The 12,365-nt window shown below is 57.0% G+C and carries 11 protein-coding genes and 1 pseudogene; 2 read left to right on the forward strand and 10 right to left on the reverse strand.

From position 1 onward, the window contains the following. Positions 1 to 11: 11 nt before the first annotated feature. From fliI to fliF, 4 genes are read right to left on the reverse strand one after another with little or no spacing between them, the layout of a single operon-like run. A complete protein-coding gene (fliI, locus tag QZQ97_RS03010) occupies positions 12 to 1,373 on the reverse strand; it encodes a flagellar protein export ATPase FliI (RefSeq protein ID WP_311992193.1) in 1,362 nt (453 codons plus the stop codon). After that, complete coding sequence (fliH, locus tag QZQ97_RS03015; RefSeq protein WP_311992194.1) at positions 1,373 to 2,071, reverse strand: flagellar assembly protein FliH; 699 nt, start codon at positions 2,069 to 2,071, stop codon at positions 1,373 to 1,375. The genes fliI and fliH overlap by 1 nt, the downstream gene beginning before the upstream one ends. Further along, the gene (fliG, locus tag QZQ97_RS03020) at positions 2,064 to 3,056 is read right to left on the reverse strand and encodes a flagellar motor switch protein FliG (RefSeq protein ID WP_311992195.1); all 993 of its coding nucleotides are present in this window, start codon (positions 3,054 to 3,056) and stop codon (positions 2,064 to 2,066) included. Before fliG ends, fliH begins: the two co-directional genes overlap by 8 nt. Next, positions 3,053 to 4,753, reverse strand: coding sequence for a flagellar basal-body MS-ring/collar protein FliF (gene fliF / locus QZQ97_RS03025; protein WP_311992196.1), 1,701 nt, complete (start codon positions 4,751 to 4,753; stop codon positions 3,053 to 3,055). Before fliF ends, fliG begins: the two co-directional genes overlap by 4 nt. A 317-nt stretch (positions 4,754 to 5,070) precedes the next feature. Between fliF and fliE the strand changes: the two genes are divergently transcribed. Next, the gene (gene fliE, locus QZQ97_RS03030; RefSeq protein ID WP_311992197.1) at positions 5,071 to 5,385 is read left to right on the forward strand and encodes a flagellar hook-basal body complex protein FliE; all 315 of its coding nucleotides are present in this window, start codon (positions 5,071 to 5,073) and stop codon (positions 5,383 to 5,385) included. A gap of 213 nt (positions 5,386 to 5,598) precedes the next feature. Here fliE and QZQ97_RS03035 read toward each other — a convergent pair. The 3 genes and pseudogenes from QZQ97_RS03035 to QZQ97_RS03045 form a co-directional block, all read right to left on the reverse strand. Continuing rightward, a pseudogene (locus QZQ97_RS03035) lies at positions 5,599 to 6,067 on the reverse strand (Tn3 family transposase). A gap of 47 nt (positions 6,068 to 6,114) precedes the next feature. Continuing rightward, entirely contained in the window at positions 6,115 to 7,440 is a 1,326-nt protein-coding gene (locus tag QZQ97_RS03040) for a uracil-xanthine permease family protein (protein WP_311992198.1), read from the reverse strand. A 56-nt stretch (positions 7,441 to 7,496) separates the two neighbouring features. Next, complete coding sequence (locus QZQ97_RS03045) at positions 7,497 to 8,621, reverse strand: aryl-sulfate sulfotransferase (protein ID WP_311992199.1); 1,125 nt, start codon at positions 8,619 to 8,621, stop codon at positions 7,497 to 7,499. Between the two features lie 202 nt (positions 8,622 to 8,823). On the opposite strand from QZQ97_RS03045, the gene QZQ97_RS03050 reads away from it, so the two are divergent. Continuing rightward, a complete protein-coding gene (locus tag QZQ97_RS03050; protein ID WP_311992200.1) occupies positions 8,824 to 9,834 on the forward strand; it encodes a LacI family DNA-binding transcriptional regulator in 1,011 nt (336 codons plus the stop codon). A 529-nt stretch (positions 9,835 to 10,363) separates the two neighbouring features. On the opposite strand, the gene QZQ97_RS03055 is transcribed toward QZQ97_RS03050, so the two are convergent. The 3 genes from QZQ97_RS03055 to fliS all read right to left on the reverse strand — a co-directional run bounded on the left by QZQ97_RS03055 (position 10,364) and on the right by fliS (position 12,354). Further along, positions 10,364 to 11,230, reverse strand: coding sequence for a helix-turn-helix transcriptional regulator (locus tag QZQ97_RS03055; RefSeq protein ID WP_311992201.1), 867 nt, complete (start codon positions 11,228 to 11,230; stop codon positions 10,364 to 10,366). Positions 11,231 to 11,575: 345 nt separating this feature from the next. Continuing rightward, positions 11,576 to 11,944 carry a flagella biosynthesis regulatory protein FliT gene (fliT, locus tag QZQ97_RS03060; RefSeq protein ID WP_311992202.1) on the reverse strand — a complete coding sequence of 123 codons (369 nt, stop codon included), beginning with the start codon at positions 11,942 to 11,944 and terminating at the stop codon, positions 11,576 to 11,578. Further along, positions 11,944 to 12,354: a flagellar export chaperone FliS gene (gene fliS / locus QZQ97_RS03065; protein WP_311992203.1), complete on the reverse strand. Its 411-nt coding sequence runs from the start codon at positions 12,352 to 12,354 to the stop codon at positions 11,944 to 11,946. The genes fliT and fliS overlap by 1 nt, the downstream gene beginning before the upstream one ends. Between the last annotated feature and the right edge of the window lie 11 nt (positions 12,355 to 12,365).

The following is a 12,365-nucleotide window of genomic DNA, read 5'->3' on the forward strand; positions in this document are numbered from 1 at the left end:
CTTTTGTGACGTTAAACGATCAACTGCTGTAGCTGTTGGCAGGCGTCGTCGTAGGCGCTGCGTTCAAAAATGCCCTGTAGCAGATAGGCCTCCATTTGCGGATACAGCGTCATGGCCTTATCCAGCAGCGGATCGCTGCCCGCTACGTAAGCGCCGACGCTGATCAGATCGCGGTTACGCTGATAGCTGGCCAGCATCTGTTTGAAATTGCGCACCCGGCGGTAGTGTTCTTCGTCGATAAGCGAGGTCATGGCGCGGCTGATAGAGGCTTCAATGTCGATCGCCGGGTAGTGACCCGCTTCCGCCAGCCTGCGCGACAGCACCACGTGGCCATCGAGAATGGCGCGCGCCGAGTCGGCTATCGGATCTTGCTGGTCATCGCCTTCGGTCAGTACGGTATAAAACGCGGTGATCGAACCGCCGCCGCTGATGCCGTTACCGGCACGTTCCACCAGCGCCGGTAATTTGGCGAACACGGAGGGCGGATAGCCTTTGGTGGCCGGCGGCTCGCCGATAGCCAGTGCGATCTCACGCTGCGCCATGGCGTAACGGGTGAGGGAATCCATAATCAGCAGCACGTGTTGGCCGCGATCGCGGAAGTCCTCGGCGATGCGTGTGGCGTAGGCTGCACCCTGCATGCGCAACAGCGGCGAGACGTCCGCCGGGGCGGCGATCACCACCGAGCGCGCTCGCCCCTCGGCACCGAGGATGTTCTCGATAAAGTCTTTGACCTCCCGGCCACGTTCGCCGATCAGACCGACGACAATCACGTCGGCCTGGGTGTAACGCGCCATCATGCCTAACAAGACGCTTTTACCGACGCCTGATCCGGCAAACAGCCCCATGCGCTGGCCGCGGCCGACGGTCAGCAGGCCGTTGATGGTGCGCACGCCGACGTCCAGCACCTGTTCGATCGGCGTACGTTGCAGCGGGTTGAACGGGGCGGTGATCAACGGTGCGCGATAGCCGGTTTCCGGTGCGGGCAGGCCGTCGAGCGGTTTGGCGCTGCCGTCCAGCACCCGGCCCAGCAGCGCCGGGCCGAGCGGCAGTTGCTTGCCGGCGCTTTGCCCTTCCGGCGCAATGCGGGCGTAAACCCGTGCGCCGGGCACGATGCCTTCCACTTCTTCCAGCGGCATCAGGAACAACCGCTGGCCGTTAAAACCGACCACTTCGCTTTCCACCTCCTGCACGTCACCGCCGTTGTGACGTTCGATCAGACAGGTGGCGCCGATCGGCAATTGCAAGCCGGTGGCTTCCAGCACCAGTCCGGTGGCGCGCGTCAGGCGACCGTAGCGGCGAACCGCAGGCGTGCGAGCGATGCGTTTTTCCAGCGTATCCAGCGAGGACAGCCAGCGGCCGAGGCGAGCGGTCATTACACGTCTCCCGGCGCAGCCAGGCGGCAGAGTTCGTGCCAGCGCGTCGCCAGGCTGGCATCGAGATCGCCTTCTTCGGCGCTGACCTTGCAGCCGCCGGGGTGCAGTTGACCGTCCGCCAACAGCCGCCAGCCGTGCAGGCTGAGCGTGGCACCCAGTTGCTGTTCGATACGCTGATAGTCGTCCGGGTGCACGCGCAACTGCGGCTTGCCGCTGAACATCGGCTCTTGCTGGATCAACTGCTGGATCTGCGCCAGCAGGGCGGTACCGTCGCATACCGGCGGTTGACCGAGCACCTGTTTGGCGGCGGTCAGCGCCAACTGCATCAAACGCGAAGCGATCACGCTGTCGAGCGCATCGAGCGTGTGCTGAAACTCGGTGATCAGTTGCTGCCAGTGTGCGGTCAGCGGCTGTTGTTGCTGCTGCGCCTCCAGCAAACCCTGCTGGCGACCTTCTTCCATACCGGCCTGGAGACCCGCTTCATAGCCTTTTTGCTGGCCGTCGGCATAGCCCAGCTGTTGGCCTTGTTGCTCCGCTTGCAGGCGCAACTGGAGCAACTGCTGTTGCCGCTCGGCGCCGTCGTCCAGCGGCAGGGCGTCCGTTTCAACCGGCAGCAAAGGCTCGATTGCCGGTTTCAGCTCCAGCAGATCGTTGAGCGACCAGGGCTGCCACGGCAGGGTGTTGATGCGATCAGACATAGGTGTCCTCGCCACCGCCGATAATCATTTCGCCGCTCTCCGCCAAACGGCGGACAATCAGCAGGATGGCTTTCTGTTCGTTCTCCACCTGCGACATGCGCACCGGCCCGCGGTTGGCCAGATCGTCGCGCAGAATGTCGGCGGCGCGTTGCGACATGTTTCTGAGGAACTTCTCGCGCAGCGGCTGTTCCGCACCTTTGAGCGCGACCAGCAGCGATTCGCCTTCCACTTCCTGCAACAGGCGCTGGATGCTGCGATCGTCGACTTCCACCAGATTTTCGAACAGGAACATCTCGTCGATGATCTTCTGCGCCAGCTCGCCGTCGTATTCGCGCATGGCGTCGATAACGGCTTCCTCCTGCTGGGTTTTCATCAGGTTGATAATCTCGGCTGCGGTGCGTACGCCGCCCATCTTGCTGCGCTTGAGATTCTGGCCGTCGAGCAGGTTGTTCAGCACCTCGGTCAGTTCCGCCAACGCCGCCGGTTGCACACCGCCGAAGGTGGCGATGCGCAGCATCACGTCGTTGCGCAGGCGTTCGTCGAACAGCGCCAGAATGTCTGCCGCCTGGCCGCGCTTCAGGTGGACCAGGATGGTGGCGATGATCTGCGGATGCTCGTCGCGGATCAGGTCGGCGGCGCTCATCGGCTCCATAAAGTTGAGGGTTTCCATGCCGGTGGTGGTCTCGCGCGATTCGAGAATGTCCTCCAACAGGCTGGAGGCACGCTCTTCACCCAAGGCTTTGACCAGCACCGAGCGCAGGTAGTCGCTGGCATTGACGCTCAGCGCCGCGTACTGTTCGGCATCGTCTTCGAACTCGCGCAGGACTTCGCCCAGCTGTTTGTGCGAGACCTGGCTCATGCTGGCCATGGTGCCGCTGAGCTGCTGCACTTCACGCGAGGAGAGGTGTTTGAACACCTCGGCGGCGCGATCTTCGCCCAGCGTCATCAGCAGGATGGCGCTTTTTTCGGTTCCGGTAAGACTCATAATTCGTTACTCATCCATTGGCGGATTACCAGAGCGACCACGCGCGGGTCTTTATCAGCCAGATCGCGGATCCGCTGGCTCTGGACTTCTGCACTGACGCGCTGCTGCGATTTCCGGTGCTGCGCCAGCTCCTCATTGCTCGGTTTATTGCTGTCAACCGGCTTGGCCATCGGCGCGTTGGCGGCGACAAGCGCGGCCTGTTGCACTGCCTGGCGATTTTGCAGTTGCGGGCGTACCAGCTTGCGCCACAGCAGCCAGGCCACCAGCAACACCAGCAGATAGCGGCCGGCGTCGAACAGGCGATCGACAAAGCTCTGGGTTTGCCAGAACGGCAGTTCGCCACCGGTGGCTTCGGTATCGGTAAACGGCGTGTTGACCACGTTCAGGGTATCGCCACGGCTGCTGGAGAAGCCCATGGATTCACGTACCAGCGATTCGATCTGCGCCAGTTGCTCTTTGCTCATCGGCAGCGGTTTGCCGTCTTTATCTACGCCGCGATAGTTGACCACCACCGCCACCGACAGCCTCTGTACCGTTCCTGCTTTCTGCTGGGTATGGCGGATGGTGCGATCGACCTCATAGTTGGTGGTTTCATCGCGACGGGTATTCTGCGGCCCGCTGCCGTTGGCCGCGGTACTGCGGGCGGTGGTGGCATTGGGTTTGGCGCCGTTGGCGTTATTGCCGGCGGCGTTGGGTTTGGCGGTTTCGATCGGCGCGGTAGCCGGTGCGCTGGGTTGATTGGATAGCGCGCCCGGTACGCCGCCGACCTGCGGCCCGCCAAGCTGCTCGCTTTGGCTCATTTGTTGAGAGCGCACGGCGGCCTGATTCGGCAGTTGGTTTGGCTGGTATTCTTCGTCGGTTTGCTCGCGGGTGGCGAAATCGATCTGCGCGGTGACCTGGGCACGCACGTTATTGCTGCCGACCATCGGTGCCAGAATCGCTTCGATACGGCGCTGGTAGCGGTTTTCCACTTCGTTGGCGTACTTCAGCTGCGCCGCATTCAGATCGCGGCCGGTGCCGTCAGACTGGGTCAGCAGGCGACCGGCCTGATCGACCACAGTGACGTTGCCCGGCGGCAAGCCGGCCACGCTGCTAGAGACCATATAAACGATAGCGTTGATCTGGCCGTCATCCAGCGCTCGGCCGGGTTGCAGCGTCAGGGTGACGGAGGCGGAAGGGGATTTCTGCTCGCGGACAAACAGCGAAGGCTTTGGCAGTGCCAGATGCACGCGCGCGTTCTGTACTGGCCCCAGAGACTCGATGGTGCGTGACAGCTCTCCTTCCAGTGCCCGTTGATAGTTGATCTGCTCGCTAAATTGGCTGATGCCGAATTTTTCCTGATCCAGCAATTCGAAACCCACCGCACCGCCTTTCGGCAATCCCTGCTGCGCCAGACGCAGGCGGGTTTCATGGACCTTATCGGCCGGTATCATCAACGCCGCGCCGTTCTCGGCAAACCGATAAGGGATATTCATCTGCGTCAATTGGGTCACTATGGCACCGCCGTCGCGATCGTTAAGATTGCTGTACAGCACGCGGTAATCCGGGCTCTTCGCCCATAACAGCAACGCGACCACGATGGCGATTGCAGCGGAAGCGGCCACCAGCAGCGGAATTTTCGGGTTGGCGCGCAGGCGGTTCCACAAAGCTTGCAGGCCATTTTCGCGGTTTTCGGTGGCGGTTATTGAAGCACTCATTTTATGCCGTGTCCTTCAATGTCGCTCAGGATCCGGTGCAAGCCACGGCGTAGCTCCCTGCCAGGCTGATGGACGATGTGGTTAGCGTTGTGTGGTGACAAAACAGACTCCCTGATACACATATCTTCTAAATAGCGGCGCTCCCATTTCTGGGCGTGCCATTATTTGCCCTTAAGGGTAATTTCGATGGCCCGATAAGCCGGGTTTTTTGCAGTTAATTAGCCGCTTTAGGATAAAAAGGCTGTGGTAGGCTCCTCAGCATCAAAGTAGTGCCTGATGAAAACACGTCCGGTACAGAAGTCTTTATTGAGGTCACAATGGCAATTCAGGGGATTGAAGGGGTATTGCAGCAGTTGCAGGCCACGGCGATTCAAGCGGGGCAGATTAGCCAGGGTTCAGCGACGCAGGGCGTCAGCTTTGCCGGCGAGTTGAAAGCGGCTATCGGCAAGATCAGCGATACCCAGCAGGCTGCACGCAAACAGGCGCAAGATTTCGAGCTGGGCGCGCCGGGCATCAGCCTGAACGACGTGATGGTCGATTTGCAAAAATCGTCCATCTCACTGCAAATGGGCGTGCAGGTGCGTAACAAGCTGGTTTCCGCTTATCAGGAAGTGATGAACATGGCGGTGTGATGAGACTGGCCTAGTACCCGCGGCCAGAAATGAAAGCCTGAATTCTCTGCTGAATAGGGAAAGGCCGCTTAATAACTGACCCTAAATCCACCCACGGTGATTTTTTGCTTTTTAGCGCAAGGTAAATATGGGCTTCGGATTCTGATATGCAGAGTTTTTCTGACGCCGAGACAAGTGTCTGGCCGGGAAGGGAGTCAGTGTGGATATCGAAAATTATTGTACGTTAAGGCTATTTTCTGACCTTCCGACTTTAACTGGTCTCAGACGCCGAAACTTTCTGGAAGCAGGTATCCGGTTGCTTTTCCAGATATAATCACCTGTCAGATTGATGTGCTCCCAGCCTAACGGGGACAAATGCGAGAGTGGTTTCTCGTTGATTTCCATCCCATTACGCTTCACGGCATCGACCGCCCTTTCCATATACACGGTATTCCACAGTGAGATTTCCGCCGCCAGCAAAGTCAGCCCACTGGCCCGATAGCTCTGATTTTCGGTCCCTGATTTCACCCAGTCGATGCATGAATACAGCACGTTTCAGCGCGTAATGGAATTCTCCTTTATTCAGCCCCGCCTGAACCCGCCGACGCAGTGCTGGATCACGGAACCTGTCGAGTATAAACAGGGTTCGCTCGATGCGGCCAATTTCTCTCAGTGCTTTGGCAAGTCCGTTATTTTGCCTCACGGAAACCAAACAACACTACGGCTAACGGGTCAATTCGGTGTATCGGTTCAGCCTTTTAGTCGCATGGCGGCCCGCTTTTCGCTCACCAGAAATAACGAGTTGACGACGATCGCGGTGAGTGTACCCGCTGCCATACCGTTACCCAGTATCATCTGCACTCCGACGGGGAAATTCTGGTACAGACCAGGCACAAGGATCGGCAGCATCCCCATAGCCAGACCAGTGGCTAAGGCATAGGTTTTTCCCGGCTTGTGTAGCGGCTCGCGGGCAATCATATCGATACCGATGACCCCGATGATACTGAAGACAATCACCGCCGTCCCGCAGACTACCGGACCGGGTAGACAGGCGGCAAGGCGCACCAGCGGCGAGAATAGCGCAATCAGGATTAACAGCAATCCGGCAATCGCCGTGACGTGGCGTGATTTGACGTTAGTGGTCCGAACCACGCCGATATTTTCGCCGGAGGTGATGATCAATGAGGTACCGAAAACGCCGCCCAGCAGCGAAATAACGGCGTCGCCGCGGATGGTTCGGGGAATGGCCTGATGGACGTTTTGTGTCGATTTGACGATCTCTGCGGTGGCAATCGTTTGCCCAGTCGCTTCAGCCATAGAAATCACCGCATAAATCAGCAGCGGCAGTGACGCTGACAGATTGAATATTGGCAAGCCAAACGGAAACAGCTGCGGCAGGCTGAACAGCGGCCCGTGGCTGACGCCGCTAAAATCGGCGATGCTCAGCAGCATTGCTAGCAGCGTGCCCGCAAGCAGGCCGAACATGACCGACAGCTGACGTAGGATGCCGCTGAACGCCAGGGCGAAGATCAGCGTAATCAGGATGGTGACCAGCGCCAGAATAATGTTGGTGGGCTGCGCAAAGTGGCTACTGCTCGGCTGACCGATAATGAGTCCGCCATACAGACGAATCAGGTTGATGGAGACCAGCAGCAGCATAATCCCGATAATAAACGGCGGGAAATGGTGCAGAAAACGGCGAAAAACGGGTAGGGCAATAAAATAAAACAGCGATGTTAAGATCACTGCGCCAATTGCCGTCTGGATATTGGTCTGTAAAGCGATAGCGATGAAGATCGCGATAGGCGCGCCGCCCGGCACCATAATAAACGGCAGGCGCGCGCCGAAGCTGCCGATACCGAGGCTTTGCAGGATGGCCCCCAGCCCGCACATTAGAAAGGTGGCGCTTAGCAGCGATGTGGTGACGCCAGAGCTAAAGTGAAGCGCCTGAGCAATAAGAAAAACGGCGGTGATCGGCGTAGCGGCCACGACCAGCACGTGTTGAAGGGCCAGCAGCAGTTTAGTTTGCCAAGGCAAGGCTTCGTTTTCCGGTACGGCGGAGTCAGAATACGGCATAAATTCCTCCCAAAGACGTGAGAACCTCCCCGCCGACCCGCGCCGGCGAAGAGCGATTATTTCAGCCACGGCAGCGCATCGGCCGCGTAGCGGTGCGCGCGGAAGGTGCTGTTCTGCTTACCGGGGATGATCCCCTTGCTAAGATGGTCCGGATATTCATTGAAGTAAGGAATAATGTATTCCCATACCGTTTCTCCCTGCGGAGTCACTTCAAACAGTCGGCCGAAGGCGGACTCGCAGATAAAGGTATTGCCGTTGGCCAGGCGCTGAGCGCTTCCCATATAGGGTGAGAAAAAGGCCGGCGGGAAAATATCGCGATATTGCCAGCGAATAGCCTGGGTGTGCGGGTCGAACTCCAGCACCGTGGAGTGTGGCGAGGTCACGCCGGGGCGCAGGTTGCCGTTATCGAACACCAGAATAGAACCATTTTCCATCTCAATCGGGGTGTGCTGTTGGGCGACGACATCCGGCCCTACGTGCCATACCACGCTGCCGCTCTCTTTATTGACGGCAATCACCCCGGAGGTGGTGCGCAGGCTCATCAACACCAGGCCCTCGCGGGTGACCGACAGACCGTTTATCATCGGCCAGTGGCAGCGGTCGAAGATCTCATGAATCGGGAAATCTTCCGGGGCCAGATGCTCCCAGACGCGCCATTCCCATACCACTTTACCGTCGCGATTGACCTCTTTGACGACATCGCTCTGTATGACGCCGTCCGGCGCATCGCGGCGCGGATCGCCGCCGGTAACGCGAGCGGCAATTTCCGCCGGCAGTGGCACCGCCGCGGTATACAGCAGGTTACCGTTCGCCAGCCACTGCGCGTCGTGGTGATGGAAGATATCCTCATAATGCCAGACCACTTCGTTATCCGGAGTGACTTCATAAAAATCCCCGCCGTGCCAGAGATCCCAGGCCGGATAGAGGTTGGCTGACGTGCTGTGACTACCGTTATAGCCGAGGTTACCGTTAGGCAGCAGCACCGCATCGCGTCCGGCACGAACCGGGAGTTGCCACTGGTGCGCCACTTTTCCAAGCTCATCAACCAGATATACCCGGCCTTCGGCAGTTTGTGGGGCGAAGAGCGTATAGCCGCCGAAGCTTTTCTCCAAATCGGAGAAGATCAGCCCGCTCGGTCGACGCCCGAGGGTGAATGCAGGATCCTGATATAGTTGTGTCACGTAGCCTCCTGAAGCGATTAGTTTCTTGCAAAATATGCCATTAAAACGTTTTAATTAAACACCATTAGACAGGAATGCTTGCCAGTGAGCTACGGTAAATGGCCACTTTCTTCATATGATTTTGTTATGTAATAGCGCCGAAATTCATACACTGGAAATGTGCTAACCTGAGCATAAACTCTCGGGAGGGAACGCCAGCCAGATGACTGCTCAAGATAAAAAACGCGCCAGACTCATTGATGTTGCAAGCCTTGCTGGCGTATCGCCTGGCACTGTATCTAATGCGTTACATCATCCCCGTTTTGTCGAACCTGAGACCCGGCAACGTATTGAGGAGGCGATTCAGACACTGAACTACACGCCGAATATTCGCGCCCGTCAGCTGCGTACCGGCAAAACCAACACTATTGCACTGCTTTCTTCCTTGCCGCTGACCATTGCTTCCGGAGCATCGAAGCTGGGTTTTATGATGGAGGTCGCGCTTACGACGGCGATTATGGCGCTGGAGAAGCAGCATGCGCTGATCCTGGTCCCACCCGGGAAGAACCCGCTGGACATGGTGACCTTTGATGCCGCTATTCTGCTGGAACCCGCCGAAAACGATCCACTGCTGCAGGCTTTGCAACAGGCGGGGATCCCATGCATCACTATTGGCCGCACGCCGGGAACACCGACGCCGCTACCGTGGGTGGATTTGCATTCGGAAGCGACGGCGAAAATGTTACTGACCCACCTGCAGACTGAAGGCGCCGATTGTTGCGCGCTCTTTGTCGGGCATACGCCGCGGACTTCCTCGCTGGAAGCTGAGGCAGCTTATCACCGCTGGTGTAAAGGAAGGCAGGCGCCGGTGATCTATTACCTTGATGAGCAGGAAGGGGAAGCGGCTGGCTATCAGGCTGCGTGTCAGATGTTGCAGGAACATCCCGAAGTCAATGGCGTCCTGGTACTGGTTGATACTTTTGCCTGTGGCGCCGTGCGCGCTTTTCACGATGCGGCGATCGCCATACCGCAGCGGATTCGCTTAGCCACCCGTTATGACGGTATTCGCGCCCGGGAATCTTTGCCGCCACTAACGGCGGTGAACATGCACCTCGATGAGGTTGCCCGTCAGGCCGTCACGCTATTGTTTGAAGTGCTGGCCGGACATAACGTGATCGGCAGTCGCGGGCAGATGCCGGAACTGGTGGTCAGAGCCTCGAGCAAATTGTCGTAAGGGTCAACAAATAGCTTTCACGTACAATAATTTCCGTTTCCCAAACGGATCCCGGAAACGTCAATCACCGGAGGAAGAGGGTAGAAACTACGGTTAAACTCACATTGCCACGGTATTCACGGGGTTATAATTTCCGGGTTAAGGCCGTTTCAATTACCGGATAAGATAATGTGTAGCAAAAGTGAACGCAGATGGCGGTTGTTCAGTATTTTAATTCTGATCGTTTTGGTTGTATTAATAAGCGTTTTAATTAAAGAAAGCTAAAATAACCCGGGCTACTGCGCGTGGCCCTGCCGGCTTATTTCCCCGCCAGCATCCGCATAGCGTCTTCTTCGTACAGCAGACCCAGCAGCCAAAGGCCGATCAGCAACACGGCAAGGGAAAACAGCCATTTTTCGTTGAGCACCGTTGATTCGCCTCTGGCGGTATTAAGGTTCGACGATGCTATCTTACCGGGCTGTTTTCCGCTAACGCCGGGTGCATAAACGGCGAGTTCATTGTGCAACGATTTAATTTGCCGGCGCAGGCATCACTCCGGCACCTCCATCAGACTGAGGCGATAGGGTTGGATCGCACCGGGCTCCATGATCCGCTGATGCCCGCGAATGGCGGTTGGCGCAAAGCCGAAACGTTTGCGGAAACGCTCGGCAAACCGCGAAGAACTCTCATATCCTACGTGTTGAGATATGGCGGATATAGGCCAATCGGTAGATTGCAGCAGCGTCAGAGCGCTGCTCATGCGCACGTCGATCATCAAATTGCGCAACGCGGTGTTCTCTAACGAAAGCTTGCGCCTAAGCACGACTTCGCTCATCGACAGACTTTCCGCCACCTTGGCCGCCGTCCAGATGTTATGCGGGTCGGTCGCCAGGCAGCGGCGCACCCGTTGCGTTAAATCCCGCGCCTCGTTATGAATAAAGCTGATGTTGAATTGCTTTAGCCAGAGCAGGATTTCCAGCATCTTGTGACGGATGATGATGGGAGGGAAACGCTGTTTAAGCGCCAGCGCCAGGCTGGTGGTTTCAAAGCTGTGCATCAGTGCGCAGGGCAGGTTGCGTAAGGCCAACACCGCGTCGAACGGGGCCGGTGGGGCGTTTTCATCGGGAGTGTGCTGCACGTGGAACAATTGCGGATCGCAGATAAGCAATTGACAACTGAATACGCCTTCATCGGAGAGGCCATTAATAATATCCACGGTTTGCCCCCCGTCGATAATCAACAGTTCTCCCGCATGGGCTACCACTTCATGCTGTTGCCAGCGCACGCGTTTGTGGCCTTGCTGTACCAGATACAGATGGGGTTGCTCAAAATAAACTGAAGGGAATAATAATTCAGTATGCTGAATGATGTGCGCAGAGGCACCAATCCCAGGACAAAGATTAATTGTACGTTCCATCGATATTCATTTCGCAGCCATTATCTGGGAATATCTTTACGCTTTGATAGGCGTTGGAGCAACATTTTTCCATCCGTTGTGAAGCACAACGACGTGTTTTATCTATCAAAAATCAATTTCCTGCTGAACAGAAAACGTCCGTGTCGGGGTGATATTTATCCGTATCCCAAGGGCGCTGCATGCTACGCCCGCGTCAGCCGGGGCGAATATATTCACCCCTACGGGCCTGGTGGAAAATATGATGGGCGTGAGCAATTCAAATATCATGGATAAATATCCTGACTTAATTAGGGAAAAATAGCGTATGGTGCTATTTATCCATAAAATGTCGTTATTATAGCCGGGTCACCTGGTTTGCGGTTCTCCTAATAGCAGGGCGCGATCGTGAAACTGACCGTAGGTGCTGTTGACCACGCTTTGGCGCGTCGATTGGCCAATCAATTCTTTCAACTGGTCCATGCGGCGTTGCAACAGACGCTTCAGCTCGTTTTCGTTGTCCAGGATTTGCTGCAGCTTATTGCGCAACAATTCCTGCAGCGCCATTGATGGCCCTGCGTTGCCGGTAAAGTCGGCGGTTTTCTCAACCGCCTGAACGTAGGCAAGCTCCAGCTCGACCAGGTCTTCCCATCTTTCCGTTTGCGCCAGTGCGATCATTTGGCTGCTAAGGGTATAAATTTGCTGATACGCTGCTAGCAGTTGCTGTTGACGTTCCATTAGACGGCGTCCTGCGAAGGGTGATAATTGGGACCAATCTGGCGCCAGGCGTCAGCAATATTTTCCAGCAGCTTGACCACTTCGGCTATCGCCGCTTCGTCGTTATGCAAATTAGCCTGCATCAGGCGACGCTTCATATAGTCATACAGCGCGGCAAGATTATCGGCCATCTCACCCCCTTGCTCGTGGTCGAGGCCGCTTTTCAGGCCGTTATCGATAATATTGATGGCCTTTGACAGAGCCAGTCCTTTGCCGGCGATATCACCCTGATTCATCAGTATCCGTGCGCGTAACAGGGCGCTAAGCGCCCCGTCGAACAGCATCACGATTAACTGGTGCGGGCTGGCGCTCATTACGCCACTTTCCAGACTGACCTGGGCGTAGGCCTGAGTTCCGCTACGGTTATACATGTGATTTTTTA

This window comes from Serratia sp. root2, assembly GCF_031931805.1.
Taxonomy (GTDB): Bacteria; Pseudomonadota; Gammaproteobacteria; order Enterobacterales; family Enterobacteriaceae; genus Serratia; species Serratia inhibens.

Bases quoted from the DNA above. Each gene is read 5' to 3' on its own strand.
- fliI (WP_311992193.1), bottom strand. From the start codon at position 1,373: ATGACCGCTCGCCTCGGCCGCTGGCTGTCCTCGCTGGATACGCTGGAA.
- fliH (WP_311992194.1), bottom strand. From the start codon at position 2,071: ATGTCTGATCGCATCAACACCCTGCCGTGGCAGCCCTGGTCGCTCAAC.
- fliG (WP_311992195.1), bottom strand. From the start codon at position 3,056: ATGAGTCTTACCGGAACCGAAAAAAGCGCCATCCTGCTGATGACGCTG.
- fliF (WP_311992196.1), bottom strand. From the start codon at position 4,753: ATGAGTGCTTCAATAACCGCCACCGAAAACCGCGAAAATGGCCTGCAA.
- fliE (WP_311992197.1), top strand. From the start codon at position 5,071: ATGGCAATTCAGGGGATTGAAGGGGTATTGCAGCAGTTGCAGGCCACG.
- QZQ97_RS03040 (WP_311992198.1), bottom strand. From the start codon at position 7,440: ATGCCGTATTCTGACTCCGCCGTACCGGAAAACGAAGCCTTGCCTTGG.
- QZQ97_RS03050 (WP_311992200.1), top strand. From the start codon at position 8,824: ATGACTGCTCAAGATAAAAAACGCGCCAGACTCATTGATGTTGCAAGC.
- QZQ97_RS03055 (WP_311992201.1), bottom strand. From the start codon at position 11,230: ATGGAACGTACAATTAATCTTTGTCCTGGGATTGGTGCCTCTGCGCAC.
- fliT (WP_311992202.1), bottom strand. From the start codon at position 11,944: ATGGAACGTCAACAGCAACTGCTAGCAGCGTATCAGCAAATTTATACC.
- fliS (WP_311992203.1), bottom strand. From the start codon at position 12,354: ATGTATAACCGTAGCGGAACTCAGGCCTACGCCCAGGTCAGTCTGGAA.